Here is a 22056-nt window from a genome sequence, read left to right on the forward strand (position 1 = left end):
TCTCCTTTAACGTGACTATCCGTCGAATAGGATAAACATTTAATTATCCAGTAAAGTAATTTAGTCTCATTTCATTACTTTTGGGCAACTCCCAAAAAATCCATACCAAGCAACAAATAAGAAACATGGTATTAATAATAAAAACGATGTTTCAATATTATGATGATCTGCAACTAGGCCCATAAAATATGGCATGATTGCACCACCAACAATAGTCATAATTAGTACACTAGAGGCTGTCTTAACCAATGCATCTGGTATATCTGTAATAGAAAGCGCAAAAATAGTTGGAAAACTAATTGACATAAAGAAGAAAGATGCAATTAGAGTGAATACAGAAACGCTACCAGTTAAGATGTTTAGTAATATCATAATGCATACATTAATAAGAGAATAAACACCTAAGATACAACCTGGTCTAAACTTCTTTAATAAAGGAGTTGTAACAACACGACCAATCATAAATGCAACTAAAGCAATACTAAAGAAGAATGCCGCTTGAGAATCAGTTACTTCTGACCAATGATCTACACTGTAATTAATGAAGAAGGCACCTGCACCAACTTGTGCTGCAATGTATAAAAATTGAGATAATGCACCCAATCTAAAATGACGGTAACTAAAGAGTTTCGCATAACTTACTTCATTATCTGCTGGTGAATCTGTGGAACCAGAAACCTCAGAACCTTCTGGTAATTTGTTAAAAACAAAAAGTAATAACATAATAATAATAATTGCAGCAATTCCAACATATACCATTTGTACACTACGCATATTATCAGCTACATCACCACCATGAGTGACTGATAAAAATAATGCACCACCAATAATCGGTCCTAAAAATTGGCCCACACCATTAAAAATCTGTGCAATATTAATACGGAATGCAGCATCTTTGTCACTACCTAATTTTGTGATATAAGGGTTGGCATTTGTTTCTAAACTACCTAATCCGCAAGCAAGAATGAAAAATGCACCAAGGAACATATTGAAACTGTATGCATTACTAGCTGGAATTATTAATAGTGCCCCAATAGCATAGAGCGCCAGTCCCATGATAATACCACCCTTAAATCCAAATTTTCTTGCCACTAAAGCAGCTGGTGTGGCTATTACAAAATACCCACCAAAATATGCAGCTTGTAATAATCCAGATGTTGCTTTTGTAATACCTAATTGATTTTGAAAGTTTTTATTCATTACATCAATTAAGCCATAACTAACACCCCACATGAAGAATAAAATAGTAACTAACCAAAATGCTAATTTAATATTACTAGCACTTACTTTTTTAGTTTTATCGGTATCCATAATGCACCTCCTGTAGCCAAGTCATTTAACTCAATGCTCGATCCAAATGCACATAACCACCATCAACATAAATCCATTGACCTGTAGTATGTGAAGATAGGGAGGAAATTACAAAAACTGCAGTATTTGCAATCTCTTCAATTGTAGTAAAACGTCTTTCAAATGGAATTTTATCAGTAATAACTTTTTTTCTTTCTTCTGGATTATCAAAAGTCTTAATCCAATTTGCATATAATGGTGTCCAACATTCACTTACGACAATCGCATTACTCCGAACACCATAAGGTAAAAAGGCTGCTGCCCATTCACGTGTCAAACCTAAAATAGCACCTTTTGCCGCCGCATATGCGCTAGTTTTCCCTTGTCCAGTTAATGCTGTCTTAGATCCAATATTTAATACACACCCTTTAGATTTTTTTAAATAAGGTAATGCCGATCTAACTAACTCATAATAATGTGTTAAATTCCCATGTAAGCTTTTTTCAAATTCTTGCCATGTAGTTTCTTCAATTGCTTTATTATCATTTGCACCTGCATTATTCACTACGGCATAAATTCCACCATATTTTTTAGCTACAGAATCAACAATAGATTTAATTTTATCAGCCTCATTTAAATCGATTTGAATAAATTCGTAGTTATTTGTAATAGCCTCCATCTCAGACGTAAATTCTTTTGTCAAAGGAGACCGCCCCAAAATAACTGGTATTGCTCCCTCCGCTGCTAGTCTAAGAGAAATACCACTACCAATACCACTGCCGCCACCAGTAATTAAAACAACTTTACCTTTTAATTGCAAATCCATGATACTTACCTCCTAAAGATAATTAATATAATAAATTTATACTGTTGTTGCTAATCGCCAAATAGAAAAATCATTTTGTTCATTTATTTCTGCTTTTGTTTCTCTTCCATTTCCTACCTCTACAATAAAATCTATTATTTCTTCGCCCATTTCTTGTATTGTTTTTTGTCCACTAACAACAACTCCGGCATCCAAGTCAATTGAATCATTCATATTTACATAAGTATCTGTATTAGAAGATACTTTTATTGTCGGAACTATTGGACTTCCTGTTGGTGTTCCTCTACCTGTAGTGAAAACGACTATATTACAACCACCAGCTGCCATACCACTTAATTGTTCTATATCATTTCCCGGTGTATTCATGAAAGTCAAGCCAGTAGCAGTAATTGGTTTTGCATAGTCAATTACTGAATTTACAGATGTATTCCCAGCCTTATAAATACAACCTAGAGATTTTTCTTCTATACTACTTAACCCACCTTCTATATTTCCTGGACTAGGATTAGCGCCCCTAATATCCGCATGTGAATCAATAACAGTTTGTTCGAATCCTTTTATAGTATCTAAAATTTGTTCTTTTACTTCAGAATTAATAGCCCTTTCTGCTAATATATGTTCAGCTCCAATTAATTCAGTAGTTTCTGCCAAGACAACCTTTCCACCATGACCAACAACGATATCGGAGGCAGCACCTAAACTTGGATTCGCACTCAATCCGGAAAAACTATCACTACCCCCACACTCTGTGCCTAATACAATATCAGCAAGACAGCCTTCACTTCTTTCCATGAGTAAAGCTTCATTCAACATATTTTTTACAATTGTTACACCTTTTTTTATACTCTCATTAACACCACCACATTCTTGTATATTAAAATACTCAACCTTTTTATAAGGAGTATGTTTTTTTATTTGTTCTGCTATAGATTTAGCTTGAACAACTTCACAACCTAATCCAACTACTAATACACTATAAACATTCGGATTTGTACCTGAACCAACTAATACATCTTGAGTTTGGCTCGCATCATAACTTAATTCACTACAACCATGTTGATGATTAAAAAAAACTACTTTTGAATCAGGTTTCATTACAACAGAACCATATTTAATCTCATTTGCAATACGTTCAACCACTTTATTGGCACAATGTACGCTTGGAATAATCAAAACATGATTTCTTAAACCAAAACTACCATCAGGTCGTCTAAATCCCGATAAAGTATAATTTTTTTTATTATTTAGTATTACATGATCTCTAATCCCATTTTGGCTAATTTCTTTTGTTTTTGAGTCTAAATCACCTCTACCTCTTTCTCCATCTATATTATGAATATGTACCCATTCTCCAGATTTAATATTTCGATTCGCAACGCCTATATGCGCACCATATTTTATAATTGGCTGCCCTTTTAAAATATCTTCGGTTGCAAATTTATGTCCTTTAGAAACATTTTCTTTTATAACTACACCTAAAGCTTTATCTCCTTTATTCAGTGTAGTTAGTGCTGTTCCTACATTATCAGAGTTATTTACATGAATTGCATTCATATTAACGTCTCCTTAAAATAATTAAACTTACATAATTTATCATCTTTATTAATCTTATAGTATCTCCATCGTTCGTAAATATCAATATTATTTGTATATGCGAACAGATAATTATAAATAAAAAATAACATTTCAAAACTAACTCTATTTGAAATGCTATCTAGTCTAATGGAACCCCTACTATTTAATTTTATTCTGTATTCAGATGATGTTATCTATTCAAATTTTAAGTAAAAAAAGATATTATAAATATTAAGAAGCAGATTATTTATCAAAAGGAATACCCGATAATATGAATATGAAATTACATAATCCAACGCTACGAGTTATAGAAGTAATTGAAACTGTTGCCGAAAATCAGTCTGGTCTTAGTTTATCTCAAATATCAAGCAAAATAAACTGTCCAAAAAGCACATTAATGCCAATTTTAAAAACATTATGTGAAAAAAATTATCTCTTATTTTCTGAAGAAACATTACTTTATACTATGGGAAAAGAGATTTTATTTATTAGTAGTATGTATGAATCAAATAATACTAGTTTAGATTTAATACAAGAACAAATGAAACGGTTATCTACAGAATGTAATGAAACTTGTCACTTAGGCATTCTAACTGGTAATGAAATTATGTATTTACTAAAAATCTCTACTACCAATCCGATCCAGTTAATCTCTTCTGTCGGTAAAAGGTTACCAGCTTACGCTACGGCACTGGGTAAAGCTTTATTATTCGATAAAAGTTTAAATGAATTAGAAGAACTATTTTCTAATCCATTTCAAGCATTTACAGCACAAACTCTTAAAACACCCATAGAACTATATAATAATATTCATAATAATAATAGTTTTACTTATGAAAACGAAGAAATTACTAATCATGCATGCTGTATAGCACTACCAATCCGAGAAGATGGAAAAATAGTCGCAGCCCTTAGCGTTAGCTTTTTAACATTCACAACATCATCTGAAAAAGTACTAAAAATTAAAAAGGAATTATTAAAATCGGCATCAATTATAGAACGAATAATTAAAAACAAAGGTTTTTCATATTAATTTAAACTAAAAAAAGGCGTAACACCAATGGTGTTACGCCTTTTTCGTATCTATAGAGTTTGTCATGAGAAGGAATTTTTCAGATACATATATATTATTAACGATCAATCAATTAGAACGCTGGGATAATAGCCCCTTTGTAATGTTCTTCAATGAACTTCTTAACTTCTGGAGATTGTAATGCTTTAGCTAATTTTTGAATAGCTGGTTTATTTTCATCACCAGGGTTTACGGAAAGAAGATTTGCATATGGAGAATCCGCTTTTTCTACGAATAAACCATCTTTTGTAGGATTAAGACCTGCTGGCAATGCATAGTTAGCATTAATTACAGCTGCGTCTAAGTCTTGAATGGAACGAGGAATTTGAGCTGCTTCCAACTCTGTAATTTGGATGTTTTTAGGGTTGCTAGTCACATCAAATGGTGTGTTAGTCAAACCAGTTGGGTCTTTCAATGTGACAAGACCTGCACTTTGCAACAAGAGAAGTGCACGAGCACTGTTTGTTGGATCAGATGGAATCGCTACTTTTGCGCCATTTGGCAAATCTTTTAAATCTTTAATTTTTTGAGAGTAAATAGCCAATGGTTCGATGTGAACTGGTGCAAAGCTTACGAAGTTTGTGCCATGATCTCTGTTAAAGTTATTTTGGTATGGCACGTTAGCAAAGAAGTTTGCATCTACTTCATGGCTAGATAATGCCATGTTTGGTTGAATGTAGTCTGTAAATTCAATGATTTGAAGATCTACACCTTCCTTAGCCAATAAAGGTTTAATTTGATTTAAGATCTCAGCATGAGGTACAGGGTTTGCTGCCACTTTTAACACCTCTGCTTTAGAACTACCAGCACTGCTGGAACTTGCGTCATTTGTGGAAGAACCACAACCACTAATCAATAAGGACGCGCCTAGTACGGCCGTCGCTGCTAATGCTAACCATTTTTTCATGTAATCCTCCTATCTACGATGAACACCTACATCTATTGACGAGGACTCATGCGTATACAACACACGTAGATATGTTAATAAATCTATATATTCTTACACTGTATCTACATTTAATTATTTAATAATTTCGATGTAGTAAGTATAGCAAATTTAATTCCTATTCGTATAATAGATTTTATATATCAATTAATATAACCTTAATCTATAGCAAGATAAGAGTAATTACATTTAGCTATGCCAAGTACATAAAAACGGTACTAAGATGATTCCCCGTACTACTAGGTAATATACCTAATAGGTACAATCAAACTTAGTACCGTTATAAATATCGCTCTATATAATAAACAATCTAATCAAAATCAAAAGATTCAATTATAAAGTTGACGTTGTTTGCTCCACAGAAATAGTTACAGGTGCTGATAATTTAGCCTCTAACCAAGCTTTTATTCGTTCCGAATCTGCATCAGATACAGTGGACGCGGTATGGATAATCACCATATAGCGATTCGCTTTAGGCTGTTCTAAATTATCTATCAAAGGCATGCCTTCCACTCTGCTTACAAACGGGAATAACGCCTTTGCTTCAGCTTCTGTCGTTTTCATAGTGTTTATAGTTTCACTTACTAGTTGATAAGTCGGCTGGTACAGATTACTCAAGTTTGTATATTTTTCATGATCCTCCGAGGCTTTATTCAAGCTCGTCTTATCCACAGCAGATTTTTTCTCATCTACACTATTAACAAATCGCACTGCATAAGACTGCAAATACTCGTCTTTCTGTAATTTATCATCCAACTGGGATCGTTCCTCTGAAGTCACAGGAGCTCCTACAACTACTATATCTACTAGCTTATTCACTCGGTCCAATGAATAATCAATCACTAGTCGACGCCCATCTTGATTAATATTGGTCTTAATAAACTGCTCTATATGATTTGACTCAGAATACTTGATGGTCATATCATAGCCTGCATAAATGCTTGGTATAGCCATAATAAGACCAATCACAAGAAATATTAGCTGATTACGACGATTAATCTCTTCTGCTTGCTTATGGGATGGCAAACTATATACACCTTTTAAAACAATAAAAGATGCAAAGAAGATGAAAAATGCATTTATAAAGAATAGATACCCAGCCCCAAAGAAATAATGCCAATTTCCATTAGCCAGTCCATATCCTGCCGTACACAGTGGTGGCATAAGTGCAGTCGCAATCGCTACCCCTGGTATGACATTATCTAAGGTCTTACGCGTTTGACCAATAATCCCAGCTAACCCACCAAATATAGCAATGAATACATCAAAAATATTCGGTTCTGTACGCGCTAATAGTTCAGATGTAACTGTCTGAACGGGGGAAATATAAAAATATAAAGCAGATGCCAAAACAGCAATCGTAATCTGTAAGGACAATCTTAAAATAGCACTTTTCACAACTGTAAAATTAAGCGTAGCGAAGCCAAAGCCAGTTGCTAGAATCGGTCCCATCAACGGCGATATAAGCATAGCACCAATAATAACGGCTGTACTATTCATATTCAACCCAATAGAGGCAATAAACATGGAGAGGATCAGGATAACCAAAGCAGGACCCTTAACCTTAGCCCCACCTATCAACCTTTTAGCAATAGTTGCATCATCGGCTCGTTCAAAATGTATATCAAAGTATTTATTTAGTTCCATTCTTCTACCTCATAATTTCATCAAATCTGCAAAGGTCCCCACATTTACAAACATGTATTGTGTGGTTTTTAACATTTGAACCATCAAGATGGCACCTGTACCTTCTCCCATCGACATTTGTGCTTGTATAGGAACCATATCTTGTGTAATCCCCACCTCAGCCAAAGCCAGTTCCGTGCCTTTTTCTTTAGACTGATGCGATGGTAACGCATAGTCCACAACACGAGCGTTTATATGTGCTGCACAAGCAGCTGCTACAGCTGTAATAAAACCGTCAATAACAAAGGGCTTTTCAAAATCTGCACAAGCTAGCATGGCTCCAAGAATAGCGGCAATATCAAAGCCCCCTACATGGGCTACAATTTTACGAACTCGGTGAGTCTCACTTTCAGCAATAATACGCTCCTTATGTATATCTAATACAGAACGGACAAAGTCAATTTTACGCTTCATCAAATCTGGTTTGTCAGGCCAGGAACCAGGGCCCACGGTTTCCGTCGGATCAGCCCCCGTCAATGCAGACAACACACACGCAGAGGTTGTCGTATTCCCTAAACCCATTTCACCAAAGGAGAACAGATTGATTCCTTGTTCTACATAATACTGAACCCGTTCATAGCCAGCTTGAAAGGCTCTATTAAATTCATCGTCAGTCATGGCAGCATGGTGCAAAATATTCTTTGTTCCCTTCGCTACTTTGCGATTAACGCCGATACCATCATCTGAGGCAATGCCTACATCCACGACCTCATAAGGAATATTATTAAAGTTACAAAATTGTGTGGCTGACGAGCGACCTAAGAGCATATTACGGGATTGCTTTTGCGTCACCTCGTAGTTATACCCAACATAGCCTTCCATATTACAACCATTATCGGCAGAAAATATGATATGCTGTGGTCGAATTTCGCCATTAATCTCACCCCAAGCCGCGCAAATCTTACGAAAATATATTTCCCATAAACCAAGACCACCTGGGATGAGGCATTTTGGTTGGAGAAATTTATTTAATTGTTTCTCTATCGGTAATACTGACTTATCTTTCATTTTATTCTCTAATCCGCACCTAATGTACCAACTAGCCTTCTATTAATTCGATATTATTCTATCTGAAAGTATAACATAAAATGCATATCTAGTAATGTGACTATTATTAGTTTTTAAAAGTATAATTCAGTTTTAAAATTTAGTATTCTAACAACTATATTTCTAATCGAAATTATCATTACACAATTACAACTACTCTAGTAGATAAAAAAGGTTATCCCCTTACAGGATAACCTTTTTTATCTATATAATGATGTATTTCTTACGCTTCTTTTCCCTCTAGAATTAAGCACCTTGGAATTGAGGCATATCGTCGCCACTAGAGTCGTCCAATTTACCTTGAAGGTCATGGTCAACCATGGCACATACAGATGCATCAGACCATACGTTTTCAGCGGTTTCAATCATATCGATAATCGTATAGATTGGCAAGATGATACCAAGCAAACCAATTGGTGCACCGATGGAACTCATCAAGGATAAGGTTAAGAAATAACAACCCATCGGAACGCCCGCATTACCAATCGCAGCGAGAACAGCAATAAATAACCAAGCCACCATTGTGCCCATAGTTAATTCCATTCCTGCATTTTGCATTACGAATAAGGATGTAACAAGAATGAAAGCTGCGCAACCATTCATATTAATAGTTGTACAAATTGGCAATACGAAACGAGCTACTGCAGGATGAGCTTTCAAATTATCCTCAGCAGATGCCAATGTAACAGGCAATGTTGCAGCAGAAGATTTAGTAAACAACGCGACGGCTACGGCTGGAGACATTTTACGAAATACGTCTACAGGGTTCAAACCGCGGAATAACAAGAACAATGGAATTACGATAAAGAATTGGATCAAGTTACCACCGATAACAACAGCCGTATATTTACCTAAAGCACCAACAATTACGCCCGCTTCGATTTGCGCAGATAATTGACCTGCAAAGGCGAGGATACCGATTGGCAATACATAAAGTAATGCTTTAATCAATGTAAATAGTAATTCTTGTAAACCAAATAAGACTTTCAACACCGCTTCGCGATTTTCAGTGCGTGGCATGAACGCAAAGGCTAAACCAACGGAAGCAGAAATAAACATTACAGACAATACATTGGCTTGTAAGTATGGTTGCAAGATATTGTTTGGAATAACAGATAAGAAATGATCATAATACGTAACATTGCCAAGTTTTTCAGGCACTTGAGCTGCACCGGCACCGATTACATCAAGCGGTAAGTTACCTGGTGCAATCCATAGGAATAAGCCAAGTCCTACAGCTGCCGCACAGATTGTAGTTAGCAAGGTATACACTACAGCGTGTCCAAAGATACGACCTGTATCCTTTTTAGCACCTAGCATGGATAATGTTGTAATTACCGCTAAGGATACGGTTGGAATTGCGATAAATTGGAACAAACGTGTAAAGACCGCTGCAATAAAATTAAAGAGCTCATTTAAAGCCGGAATATGTTGCCATCCTAAGATAGCACCAATGATGAGTGCCCCCATCCATAAAATGAACTGACGCAATTTACCTTGACCACGACTTTTTAAGGTAATCTCTTGCGCTAAGGCATCCACATTCTTGTCGTTTTGATCTGCCATAATAACACCTCTCTACAAACTAAACTACTAGAGACTAAAAAAAGAAATCCCAGCCCTAGGGCTGGGACAGTGAATATCCGAGTCTCTCTTTAATTCACATTATAGAGATATGATTTAAAATTGTCAATTATAATATCTGAATACATTCTAATATATTCAGATATCACTTAGAACATTTTCTTATACAACATTTCTATATCTTCCCGACTCACATCGGCCATTGTATTAGCAATATTCCCGGTAGCTACAACGTATACGTTATCGACAAGCCAAGGAATGTCTTTTTTTGTAAAGCCTAGTTCTGTAAGGTTTGTGGTAAGGTCTAACTCATGTACAATTAAACGCAGTGCTTCACCTAGTTCGGATCCATCTCCATGGTTAAAGATACGTGCCAAGGTAGCAAACTTATCGGGATTAGCACTCCATGTATATTCCACTACAATCGGTTCGATAACGGCAAGACCTACACCGTGAGTAATATCCTTAAGCCCACTAGCAGGATGTTCCATGCCATGAGCAAGTGTTACACCGGCGGTATTAATAACCATGCCTCCAATTGTGCTAGCCAATGTAACGGACTCCCAAGCTTTTGTAAGTTGAGTTTCGTTGAAAACAGCTGATTTGCTTTCAGCCTTTGCTTTCACATGTTTATATAAAGGCACGAGATATTGAGCCAATAATGTTACTGCATAGTGGGATAGTGCATCTGTAAAAGGTTGTGCCGTTCTTGATGTGTATGCTTCAATATTATGACAGAGTGCATCAAAGCCCACAGATGCCAGTACATGTGGCGGCATTGTGCCCATCACTGCCGGATCTACGATGGATACCTTTGGTACGATGGCATTACATCGCAAGGATTTCTTGTCTCCCGTTTCAGGGTTCGTAAGCACCCCGAAACCATTGCCTTCAGAACCTGTACCACAGGTTGTGGGAATTACAATTAGAGGCAACGCCTTATCACTGGTTTTACGGTTAAAGATATAGTCGTTAATGTCACCATCGTTAACGGCCATAAATGCAATGCCTTTTGCACAGTCCATGATGGAGCCCCCACCAATGGCAATGACCATATCACAGCTTTCAGATTTAGCTAAAGCAGCACCGTCCAATGCAATCGTCGTTAAGGGGTTCGCATCCACTTGATCAAACAGCACATGTTCGATATGTGCCGCATCAAGTTTTGCCGTCACACGGTCATATAGTCCAGATTTTTTAGCACTCGTACGCCCTGTTACGATGAGCGCCTTTTTGCCATAAGGCTTGACAAAATCAGCAACACGGTCGACTTTATCCCACCCAAATTGGATATGTACTGGTAAAAAATAAGAGAACTCCATGTGAACGACCTCTTTTCTATAAATACTAGTTCTTAATGTTATTGTAATGTATATTCAGACGCCTGTAAAACCTCATAGGACTTTCACCAGAAAACATGTATACTACATATAAGAGGGGTCATTTATTTTTATAGAGGGAGAGAATCTATGAAATCTGCAATTAAACATTTATGGTCTTCGCTGCGAGACCTAGCAACGCAGTCACCTATATTGCTAGTATTAATCGCCGTATTTTCATGTACACCATTATATATTGAGCAAGATTGGTTTTCTGATATAGACCTTGGATTGTACACGTTGTATTTCTTCATCGTCATACTGGAAACATATATAATGCGAGATCGAAAGTTCTCCATCATATATACTTTATTAAGTATAGGCATCAGCGTTGGTCTATATACGATTCACGAAACGTACCATCACATACGAGGCATCGAGTTGGCCACAGAAAACATATCATACCTATGGCTATACTCTATGATTGCGCTGTACTTTACGTCACCTGGTGAACACTACATCGGTGAAATCATCAACCGCATAAAACGGATTGGTATCACCATTGTTACATCAACACTGTACAATATAGTCATAGTCATGACCTTATGGTTCTTCTTCATCATTTTGGATAAACCATTCACCTTTGAAGATCTAATCTTTAAAGCACTAGCCGCTATTAATATTTTTATCTGTATGTCCATGCTGTGCACTTATAAAGAGGAGCTTGATGGACCGCCAGAACCAAATACATTCTATAATGTTGTTTTTGGAATCATACTACCAAAAGCTTCCATCATTACAGGTATTCTAGCTAATATCTACTTGGTATTGATCCTCTTAGGCCTCCGTGAAGATGCACGGTTCCTTTACACATATTATCCGTATGTAGCCATTTTCTATCTATTTTACTTGGCTAGTTTCAGGTCTAGCGAAAGCAGCAAGACACAAAAGATCCTATGTTTCTTATTTATTACGATTACAATATTATGCTTAATCCTGATTGGCAAGCGTGTAATAAATGAGCCCGTACTCTGGCTCAATACGATTTATGTGGCCGCATTCAATCTAATCTTCTTAGCACATAATGTATACTCCTTTGTAAAGCGTTTGACTCCATCGATCCATACAACGATTATGGCGCTCGCCCTAGGTGCAGTCCTTTTAATGCCTTTTATCGGTTACACATCCCATCGAGAGTTTACAAACTATACGAAAATTGACGGTCAATGGCACGTATACTTGCCTATTACAGAAACATTTAACCCTGATTTTACAGACTATGGCAGGACGATTATACAGGGGGATTCTTCAAAACTAGGAGCAACGGAAATATATAAGGAACGAAATATTCAGTTTATCAGCTTTACGGCCGTTGAAGAACCTCATGTTATTTCGCTTGTAGGATATAACAAATTCATTTCTAACATCGAATTAGAAGTACGTGAGCCTACTGATAGTACAGCTGACATACCAACAGCATCCTATGAATCTATCAACTTTAGATTCATCAATGAAGGCCTTGATTTAGAGGTATCTCTACCAAATGGCGTGACCGAGGTTCATCATATATATGAAAAATTTCTCACTGTTCCTAAAACGGCTTCAGATTCAGTCATTATAGAAGGCACGGGATACAAACTCTTAATCCACTCCTACTACGCATATCAAGACAGCGCACGAAGAATTATTTTTAGCGTATTATATAATTAATTATGAAAGCTAGTAATTTAAGGCATCTTCAGCCATATCGACATTTTTTGTAAAACTATATTAAAAAATTTCCAAATGTCAATATTGAATATATAGATTTTTTTCGCTATAATCGTAACATAATGTATAAGCCAAATAAGAAAACTACCATATATAGTAGTTTTCTTATTTTTCTGATTAGACTCAACTTAAAGATATTTTATATAATTCATTCTAATCTTATATATGCTTATACGACTATATTAACAGTTTTATGACTTTTTGCTCTCAAGGGGAACAGTAATGGAGATTATGATCAAGAAACGGGATGGCCATTTCGAGCCGTTGTCCGTTGAAAAAACGAAACGAATGATAGCCTTCGCATGTTTGGGGTTAGATTCTTGTGATCCACTAGAATTGGAAATGGATGCGAAGTTGCAATTCGTTGATGGCATGACTACTAAAGAAATTCAAAAGACTTTAGTCCAAACAGCTATCGAAAAAGTTATATCTAAAAAAGACGACGGCTTCGGCAACCAAGTTAATAAAATGAACCAAGATTGGCAGTTCGTAGCAGCCCGCCTATTCTTGTTCGATCTCTATAAAGAAGCCGCTATTACTCGTCGTTACAAAGCATTTGGCTACGGAAACTTCCCAAATCTAGTCAACATGCTTGTAAAAGAGAAAAAATACGCAGACTTCTTCGTTACAGAGTACACAGCTGACGAATTGCAAGAATTAGGCGATTACATCAAACCTAAGCGAGACTATCTCTTCAACTATGAAGGTCTCAAATTATTGGCTGACCGTTACTTGGTAAAAGGTTTTAACAAAGAAATCTTTGAATTACCTCAAGAACGTTTCATGGCTATCGCAATGCATTTGGCTCTTGTAGAAGGGGAAAATAAAGTAGAATACGCTAAGAAATTCTACGATTTGATGAGCCAATTAAAAATGACGACAGCTACACCTACTTTGGCAAATGCTGGTACACCATTCCACCAATTGTCCTCTTGCTTTATCTCTGGTGTAGACGACAACTTATGGTCCATTTACGACGTAAATAGCAAGTTCTCTCGCGTATCTAAACACGGTGGTGCTCTTGGTATCTACCTTGGTAAAGTTCGTGCATTGAACTCCGATATCCGCGGCTTTAAAAACTCCTCTGGTGGCGTTATTCCTTGGATCCGCTTGTACAATGATACTGCAGTTGCGGTAGACCAATTGGGTAAACGTAAAGGCGGCGCTACAGTAACGCTTGATATTTGGCATAAAGACTTCTACGAATTCGTAGAACTTCGTACAAATAATGGTGATGATCGTCGCAAAGCGCACGATATCTTCCCTGCTATCTCCGTTCCAAATATCTTTATGGAACGTATGTTAGCTCGTGAAAACTTCACCCTCTTCGACCCTCATGAAATTTTGGCTGTAAAGGGCTATTCCTTAGAGGACTATTACGATACTGATGACAATAAGGAATTCACGAAACGTTACCTCGAATGTGAACAAGATCCTAACTTACACGGCATCGAAGTACCAGCATTAGATATGATGAAAAAAATCATGCGTTCTGCTGTTGAAACTGGTACACCATTCATCTTCTTCCGCGACACTGTAAATGCTGCAAATCCTAACAAACATGCAGGTATGATTTACGCGTCTAACTTGTGCCACGAAATCGCACAAAACGTTGGCTTCACTAACTTAGCTGAAGAAATCATCAACGAAGATGGTACAATTACTACTAAAACAAATACAGGCGACATGGTTACATGTAACTTAAACTCCATCAGCCTTGGTCGCATTGCAGACGAAGAATTGGAAGAGAACATTGCCCTTCAAATTCGCATGTTAGATAATGTTATTTCCATCAACCAAGCACCAGTACCAGAATCTCGCATGACTTCTGATAAATACCGTGCTATCGGTCTTGGTACATCTGGTTATCACCACTACCTCGTAAATCATGATATCCAATGGGAATCCGATGAACATATCGAAGTAGCGGACAAATTATTTGAAAACATCGCATTCTATGCGATTAAAGCTTCCATGGAGCTTGCTAAAGAAAAAGGTGCGTACCCTGCTTTCAAAGGTTCCGAGTGGGAAACTGGTGAATATTTCACACGTCGTGGCTACATATCTGATCGTTGGAAACAACTCGCTGCAGATGTTGCAAAATACGGTATCCGCAACGGTTACTTGATGGCCGTAGCTCCTACAGGTTCTACATCCAACATCGCTAATACAACAGCTGGTATCGACCCTATCTTCAAAAAATTCTTCATCGAAGAAAAGAAAGGTTCTTTCACACCAAAAACGGCACCAGATTTAAACGACAAAACATTCTGGCTCTACAAAGAGGCACATACTATCGACCAACAATGGTCCATCAAAGCTTGTGGCGTACGTCAACGTCATATTGACCAAGCACAATCTTTCAACTTGTACATTACGCCTCAAATGAAAGCAAAAGAAATTCTTGACCTTTACGTAGAAGCCTACAAACAAGGGATTAAAACAATCTACTACATCCGTAATCAATCCCTCGAAATGGATGAGTGCACTAGCTGCTCCTCCTAATATTGGAAATATAATTGCTATATTTTGCAAAACCTATTCACAATAAATAGAGAGTACCGACTTCGAGAAGGATACTTTCACCAGTACTATAAATCTGATGACGACCTATAGCCGTATAGGTCGCATCGTTGTATAAAGGAGTCCTACTATGGATAAAAAACTGATCTTTAACGAACATGGCGAACGTGGCACTCAATCCATGATTGGCGGCAACACAACAAACCTTCGCGAATGGAACCGTATCAAGTACGACTGGGCAAATCAAATGTACCGTACAATGCTCAACAACTTCTGGATTCCAGAAGAGATTTCCTTGAACGAAGATGTTAAACAATTCCCATACTTAACAGATTACGAGCGTCGTGCCTTCGATAAAATCATTGCATTCTTGAACTTCCTTGATTCCATTCAATCTGAAAACTTGCCTAATTTGAGCCGTTATATTACAGCATCTGAAGTGGCATCCTTATTGAATATCCAAGCATTCCAAGAAGAAATTCACGCTCAAAGTTATTCCTACATTTTGGACACTGTAACAAATCCGATTACACGTGACAAAATCTATGACGAATGGCGTACAGACAAAACATTGCTTGAACGTAACCGCTTCATCGCCGATGCATACCAACGTTTCAGCGATGATCCTAGCGAAGCAACCCTTATTCATACAATCATCGCTAACTATATCTTAGAAGGCATCTACTTCTACTCTGGCTTTAGCTTCTTCTACACATTGGCTCGCCAAGGTAAAATGACAGCTACATCCACAATCTTCAAATATATCAACCGCGATGAAGTAACTCACCTCGTATTATTCCAAAACATCATCCGCGAGTTACGTCGTGAACGTCCTGACTTGTTCACACCTGAACTAGAAGCAAAAATCACGGACATGATTCGCCAAGGTGCAGAGAATGAAATCGCTTGGGGCCAATACATCACTGACGATAAAATCCTCGGTCTTAACAACGTTCTTATCGAACGCTACATCAAATACCTTGCCAATATCCGCTTAGAAGCAATCGGCTTGCCTCATCTCTATCCTGATATCAAGGAAAATCCAATGGAATGGATTGAAAGCTTCTCCAACTTGAATAGCACAAAAACTGACTTTTTCGAAGCTAAAGTTACAAACTATACAAAAGCAGCGGCATTTGATTTTGACGATTTAGAATAATAGACGTTATAAAATACAATATCTAAGGACGTACGGGCCAATAGAAAAGAGCTAATAGCTATAACGCTATCAGCTCTTTTTTTCATGATTATTTAAACCTTAGTTATGAGGAATTACTGCAAATTTAAACAGCTCTCTCCTATTTATCTCTAAAAAAATACTATCATATCAGTGTATATGTTGATAGAAATATAGTCCCCAAACGCCACCCTCGTTTTTACAGTTGACACATGGTTATACATTGTAAATTGTATCAATACATTTGTGCGCAAATAGGCCTACACCGTAGATTTTCATTCGCCCCATGAATGTATTCATAATAAGCTTGGTAAAAGCAAAAGTTTTTGTGTCCACCCTGTTTCAAACTACCAACTATGATTAGCTTTCAATCAATTCAGTTGTCCAGTTAGCAGACTGCAATAGATTGTCTAATAAGCGGACTTGTTTTGCGATATGATCAGCTTCTTTTTGGACGTCTGCCACATTCACGGTCGGCATTAGCTTAATCTCAGACCCTCTCGCACGGAAATTAATACTACCTGCGCTAGATGCCAATGTTCGATAAGCAGTTAGACGCAAAGCAGCGCAATCTTTTTCGGCAATGATTTCAGTAATAGATCGACCTTCTATAATAGTTTTGCAATTTGTTAAATTAATATCTGCAATTAATTTTTGAAGTCTATTTACACATTGTTCTAATGTTTTCAAAAGTTCTTCAGGGTTCTCATTCGGTACTTCCCCTTCTTGCACTAAACTGTTTTGAGTTAAGCGAAGCTCTAAATCGCTTATTTTATAATTTAAATCAGATCGTTCTTGTAATGCTTCTGCTAGTTTCATAAACTCTCACCTCTCAAAAAGATATATCAATTTACTTATAAAATACTATGTACAATAATAATATATCCATCAATTCTTATTATACAACACTATTGAACGGCTTATAATACTTTCCGCATCATCACATGCGGACAGCCTTCATCAAGGTATTCGTCCCCTTCAGCACGATATCCAAGGGATTCATAGAATGGTTTGGCCTGTACTTGCGCTGACAAAGAGCACGTTTTAAAGCCGTCACGACGAATAGCATTTTCGGCGGCCATCATGATCTTAGTACCTAAATGTTGTCCACGATACAACTTGCGTACCGCCATGCGCCCAATATGTGCATCTCCAGCTATGTCACTTGGAAAATATCGACACGTACCAGCCGCTTTACCATCAATGGATAAGAGCACAAACTTTGCAGTCTCATCGATTTCATCAAACTCGTCTTCAAACCCCTGTTCTTTCATAAATACATCGACACGAATTTGTTTTATTTTCTCTGTTATATGATCTAAGATTTGAATAATCATAGGTGCCCTTTCTGATTATAAGCATATTTATAAGAATCGATTTAGGCGTATTACGAAATATCCTATAAGCAATAAAAGCTTCTTATTTTTATTATATCAAAAATACGCTTAATGCCACAAAACGTCTCAGTTCCTGTTAATTCCCATATCAAAAATATTTTAAAACTTCCATGAAATTCATTTTTAGGTATTGCATAATTTTATCATTTGGGTTTATACTATACCCAACATTTTAGAAAGGAGCAACCAAAGATGACTAACCAAATTAGCCTCACAGCAAAGCAATACTTTTATTGGTTCTTTATCCAACGTACGGGTAAGGAACTATTTGTGATGCGCTAATAAAGGATTATTCAACATTAGTTGCTTAGAATAGTAAAAGGGCTACCCGTATTAGATTACGGGTAGCCCTTTTTGTTTGCTATCCGTATGGTCAGCCCAACTATTCACTGTAGTTACAAGGAGGAATTATCATGATTATTACATTGAAACAAAATGCAGCAGCAGAAGAAGTATCTCGTTTACGCAGTGAATTAGAGGCTCAAGGATTTGTTATCCACCCAGTAGAAGGAACGCGATACAATATTCTAGGTCTGATTGGTGATACTGCATCTCTTGATGCGCGTCAAATCGAGTCCCTAGATTTCGTAGATAAAGTAACTCGCATTCAAGAGCCATACAAAAAAGCAAACCGCAAGTTCCATCCCGATGATTCTGTAATCAACGTAGGTGGTGCACTTATCGGTGGTGGTCACTTCGCAGTAATGGCCGGTCCTTGCTCTGTGGAAACACCTGAACAAGTATTAGCCACTGCAAAAGCATGTAAAGAAGCTGGTGCCACAATCCTTCGGGGCGGCGCTTTCAAACCTCGTACATCCCCATACTCCTTCCAAGGCATGGGGCCAGAAGGCTTGGAATTGTTAGAGCTTGCTAAAAAAGAAACAGGTCTTCCTATCGTTTCCGAAGTTATGGATATCTCCCAATTACAATACTTCGATAATGTAGATATGCTTCAAATCGGCGCTCGTAACATGCAAAACTTCACGCTTTTAAAAGAAGTCGGCAAATTGAATAAACCAGTTCTATTAAAACGGGGTTTATCTGCCACATACGAAGAATGGTTGATGGCTGCTGAGTACATCATGTCCGAAGGCAATGAACAAGTTGTATTATGCGAACGCGGTATCCGCACATTCGAAACTAAGACTCGCAATACCTTAGATGTAACAGCAATTCCTATGATGCATGAATTATCTCACTTGCCAATTATCATGGATCCTAGCCACGCAGCAGGTATGAGCCGCATGGTTCGCCCACTTTCACTTGCATCCGTAGGCGGCGGTGCAGACGGACTTATGATCGAAGTTCACAATGATCCTTCCAAAGCATTGTGCGATGGCCCTCAAGCATTGCGTCCAGACCAATTCACTAGCCTTATGAAAGAAATTATCGCATTGCGCCAAGCATTGGTGGAATGCACTAAATAATCTCAAATATCACACAAATAAGCTAGTATCCGTTATAATAGATACTAGCTTATTCTTTTATGAAAGGAACCATCATGACTCGCATCCATATTAACGCATCCACACCGTATGACGTTGTCATCGAGGAAGGCGCTTTACAACGCATCACCGATTATATTAAACCATTAAAACCAAATTGTCGTGTTATCATCGTCAGCGATAGCAATGTAGCGCCCCACTATTTGGACTCTGTGAAAGCTAATATGGAACATGCAGGTTATGTTGTTTGTGATTATGTGTTTCCTGCTGGTGAAAGCTCCAAAAATGCTCATCAACTCATCGATTTAGTAGAATACATGGCGGGCCAATCATTGACTCGCAAAGACTTGCTCATCGCCCTTGGGGGCGGTGTTGTAGGCGATATGGCGGGCTTTGCAGCAGCAACCTATTTACGTGGTATCGACTATGTTCAGGTTCCTACATCTCTATTAGCCGCAGTAGACTCCTCTGTAGGTGGTAAAACAGCGGTCAATCTCGAAGCTGGGAAAAACCTCTGGGGTGCTTTCAAACAACCTATCCTCGTCCTCTGCGATCCAGCTACACTCAATACATTGCCTGATATGGAATGGATTAATGGGTGCGGCGAAATTATCAAATACGGCTTCCTCGACGTACCTGGTTTATTAACCCAACTAGAACATAAACCATTAATTAAACATCACGATAGTGTTAGTACTGTCATCGCTCGTTGCGTTCAAGCAAAAGCGGATATCGTGGAACAAGACGAACGCGAGTCTGGCGTTCGTGCCCTCTTAAACCTCGGTCATACCTTTGGTCACGGCATCGAAAAAGCAAGTCATTTCGAGGTACATCACGGTTATGCCGTTGCTATTGGTATGGTGCTCATGGCACAAGGTGCTGTCAAACATGGAGAATTAGATGTAGAGTCGTTAGACAAATTAAAGGCCCTCATCAAAGCACACGATTTGCCAACCACAACAACGATAAGCAAAGAAGAAATTCTAGCTGCCGCTAAGCACGACAAAAAAAGCGAAGGAGCAACCATTAAAATCATAGTACCTACTAGCTATGGTCACAGCGAGCTCAAAGTAGTAACGCACGATGAACTTGCAACCTATTTAGACTGAGATATAAAGGAGATTTATATGCATTCCGTAACGAACGCCATCCCTACAGGGACTATCGCGTCCATTCCTGCAAAAGCTCATGCGCACCGTGCACTGATTTGCGCAGCTCTCGCAAACTCGCCATCTACCATACTACTGAGCCGCACCTCTAAAGACATCGATGCAACTATGGACTCCTTGCGAGGCTTAGGCGCACACGTTGTGTATGAAAACAAAGTTGTCACTGTTACACCAGGTCCTGTGCCAACAAAGGGCAATGTAGTTCCCCATGAATCCGGTACCACATTGCGCCTCTTATTACCAGTGGCAGCGTCCATTTGTAATGAGGTAGACGTGGATGCGAAAGGGCGTTTACCAGATCGTCCTTTAGAGCCCATGCTCGGTGAAATGAAAGCTCACGGCGTAACATTCTCCCAAGATAAACCACCATTCACTATGACAGGTCGTCTACAAGGCGGTGAGTTCGGTATGGTTGGAGATGTGAGTAGCCAGTTCTTCTCTGGATTATTATTAGCAGCGCCACAATGTGGAGGTGCTACAATCACATCTACTACACCACTTCAATCTAGCGACTATGTAACATTGACGACTACAACAATGGCAAACTTCGGCGTAACAGTCGACCATACTCCCGCCTCTGACACAGTCCAAGAGTCCTTTGCAGTAGCGGCTAATACTACTTTTAAAGGTCAAAGTAATTACCAAATCGAAGGCGATTGGTCCAATACGGCTATTTGGATGGTAGCAGCGGGCATGACAGGTAAACCAATTACCATTACGGGTATGAACAAAAATTCTGTGCAAGCGGATCGTCGCATCATGCAGATTATGATTGATACCGGTTGTGATGTAGTATGGGATGGCATGAACGTAACCGTTATGGGTCGTGCAGTAAAACCAATCCATGCCGACCTCGAACAAATGCCCGATATGTTGCCAGTTATGGCAGCCCTCGCTTGCTCTATCCATGGTGAAAGCTCCTTTGTTAAGGGTGCACGCCTACGCTTGAAAGAATCCGATCGCCTCGAAGCCGTTGCTAATCTGGTCAGAGATTTAGGCGGTACGGTTCGTGAAGATGGTGATGACCTATATATCATCGGTAGTGGTATACTAAAAGGAGGACAAGGTGATTGTGTTAACGACCATCGCCTTGTTATGGCAGGTACATTGATGGCACTCATCAGTGAAAATCCTGTCACCTTACAAGATAGCGAAGCTATCACAAAATCCTATCCAAACTTCTTTGAGGACTGGAACATGTTAGGTGGCAATGCACAGCAAGTATAGCGT

The 22056-nt window shown here is 38.2% G+C and carries 17 protein-coding genes; 7 read left to right on the forward strand and 10 right to left on the reverse strand.

Annotated features, from left to right (window positions below):
* Window positions 1-66 precede the first annotated feature (66 nt).
* From fucP to ACGHIY_RS08515, 3 genes are read right to left on the reverse strand one after another with little or no spacing between them, the layout of a single operon-like run.
* Window positions 67-1311 (reverse strand): L-fucose:H+ symporter permease, encoded by a 1245-nt coding sequence (fucP, locus tag ACGHIY_RS08505; RefSeq protein WP_278457259.1) that lies wholly within the window; start codon window positions 1309-1311, stop codon window positions 67-69.
* 25 nt (window positions 1312-1336) lie between these two features.
* Window positions 1337-2116 (reverse strand): SDR family oxidoreductase, encoded by a 780-nt coding sequence (locus ACGHIY_RS08510; RefSeq protein ID WP_278457261.1) that lies wholly within the window; start codon window positions 2114-2116, stop codon window positions 1337-1339.
* A gap of 36 nt (window positions 2117-2152) precedes the next feature.
* The gene (locus tag ACGHIY_RS08515) at window positions 2153-3670 is read right to left on the reverse strand and encodes a UxaA family hydrolase (RefSeq protein WP_008602317.1); all 1518 of its coding nucleotides are present in this window, start codon (window positions 3668-3670) and stop codon (window positions 2153-2155) included.
* A gap of 292 nt (window positions 3671-3962) precedes the next feature.
* Between ACGHIY_RS08515 and ACGHIY_RS08520 the strand changes: the two genes are divergently transcribed.
* Window positions 3963-4724: an IclR family transcriptional regulator gene (locus ACGHIY_RS08520; protein ID WP_008602316.1), complete on the forward strand. Its 762-nt coding sequence runs from the start codon at window positions 3963-3965 to the stop codon at window positions 4722-4724.
* Window positions 4725-4836: 112 nt separating this feature from the next.
* Here ACGHIY_RS08520 and ACGHIY_RS08525 read toward each other — a convergent pair whose 3' ends face one another.
* The 5 genes from ACGHIY_RS08525 to ACGHIY_RS08545 all read right to left on the reverse strand — a co-directional run bounded on the left by ACGHIY_RS08525 (window position 4837) and on the right by ACGHIY_RS08545 (window position 11348).
* Window positions 4837-5670: a MetQ/NlpA family ABC transporter substrate-binding protein gene (locus ACGHIY_RS08525; RefSeq protein WP_008602315.1), complete on the reverse strand. Its 834-nt coding sequence runs from the start codon at window positions 5668-5670 to the stop codon at window positions 4837-4839.
* Window positions 5671-6042: 372 nt separating this feature from the next.
* On the reverse strand, window positions 6043-7356 hold the full coding sequence (locus tag ACGHIY_RS08530; protein WP_008602314.1) for a DUF389 domain-containing protein: 1314 nt from the start codon (window positions 7354-7356) through the stop codon (window positions 6043-6045).
* 9 nt (window positions 7357-7365) lie between these two features.
* Window positions 7366-8403, reverse strand: a complete 1038-nt coding sequence (locus tag ACGHIY_RS08535; protein ID WP_008602313.1) for a nicotinate-nucleotide--dimethylbenzimidazole phosphoribosyltransferase — start codon at window positions 8401-8403, stop codon at window positions 7366-7368.
* Window positions 8404-8688: 285 nt separating this feature from the next.
* On the reverse strand, window positions 8689-10008 hold the full coding sequence (locus tag ACGHIY_RS08540; protein ID WP_390525475.1) for a dicarboxylate/amino acid:cation symporter: 1320 nt from the start codon (window positions 10006-10008) through the stop codon (window positions 8689-8691).
* A 167-nt stretch (window positions 10009-10175) separates the two neighbouring features.
* Window positions 10176-11348 carry an iron-containing alcohol dehydrogenase gene (locus tag ACGHIY_RS08545; RefSeq protein ID WP_390525476.1) on the reverse strand — a complete coding sequence of 391 codons (1173 nt, stop codon included), beginning with the start codon at window positions 11346-11348 and terminating at the stop codon, window positions 10176-10178.
* A gap of 147 nt (window positions 11349-11495) precedes the next feature.
* Here ACGHIY_RS08545 and ACGHIY_RS08550 point away from each other — a divergent pair, with 147 nt between their 5' ends.
* From ACGHIY_RS08550 to ACGHIY_RS08560, 3 genes are all read left to right on the forward strand, one after another.
* A complete protein-coding gene (locus ACGHIY_RS08550; protein ID WP_008714866.1) occupies window positions 11496-13055 on the forward strand; it encodes a hypothetical protein in 1560 nt (519 codons plus the stop codon).
* Window positions 13056-13337: 282 nt separating this feature from the next.
* The gene (locus tag ACGHIY_RS08555) at window positions 13338-15620 is read left to right on the forward strand and encodes a ribonucleoside-diphosphate reductase subunit alpha (protein ID WP_105087158.1); all 2283 of its coding nucleotides are present in this window, start codon (window positions 13338-13340) and stop codon (window positions 15618-15620) included.
* Window positions 15621-15768: 148 nt separating this feature from the next.
* On the forward strand, window positions 15769-16797 hold the full coding sequence (locus tag ACGHIY_RS08560; protein WP_105087159.1) for a ribonucleotide-diphosphate reductase subunit beta: 1029 nt from the start codon (window positions 15769-15771) through the stop codon (window positions 16795-16797).
* 378 nt (window positions 16798-17175) lie between these two features.
* Here ACGHIY_RS08560 and ACGHIY_RS08565 read toward each other — a convergent pair whose 3' ends face one another.
* Window positions 17176-17634, reverse strand: coding sequence for a DIP1984 family protein (locus ACGHIY_RS08565; RefSeq protein ID WP_004694959.1), 459 nt, complete (start codon window positions 17632-17634; stop codon window positions 17176-17178).
* Between the two features lie 101 nt (window positions 17635-17735).
* A complete protein-coding gene (locus ACGHIY_RS08570; protein WP_278467595.1) occupies window positions 17736-18152 on the reverse strand; it encodes a GNAT family N-acetyltransferase in 417 nt (138 codons plus the stop codon).
* Window positions 18153-18625: 473 nt separating this feature from the next.
* Here ACGHIY_RS08570 and aroF point away from each other — a divergent pair, with 473 nt between their 5' ends.
* The 3 genes from aroF (at window position 18626) to aroA (ending at window position 22053) form a co-directional block, all read left to right on the forward strand.
* Window positions 18626-19639: a 3-deoxy-7-phosphoheptulonate synthase gene (aroF, locus tag ACGHIY_RS08575; RefSeq protein WP_004694956.1), complete on the forward strand. Its 1014-nt coding sequence runs from the start codon at window positions 18626-18628 to the stop codon at window positions 19637-19639.
* A 74-nt stretch (window positions 19640-19713) separates the two neighbouring features.
* Window positions 19714-20766, forward strand: coding sequence for a 3-dehydroquinate synthase (gene aroB / locus ACGHIY_RS08580; protein ID WP_105087161.1), 1053 nt, complete (start codon window positions 19714-19716; stop codon window positions 20764-20766).
* An 18-nt stretch (window positions 20767-20784) separates the two neighbouring features.
* Window positions 20785-22053, forward strand: coding sequence for a 3-phosphoshikimate 1-carboxyvinyltransferase (gene aroA, locus ACGHIY_RS08585; RefSeq protein WP_390525477.1), 1269 nt, complete (start codon window positions 20785-20787; stop codon window positions 22051-22053).
* Window positions 22054-22056: the final 3 nt, after the last annotated feature.

It is taken from the genome of Veillonella parvula (assembly GCF_042850485.1).
GTDB classification, from domain to species: Bacteria; Bacillota; Negativicutes; order Veillonellales; family Veillonellaceae; genus Veillonella; species Veillonella parvula_Q.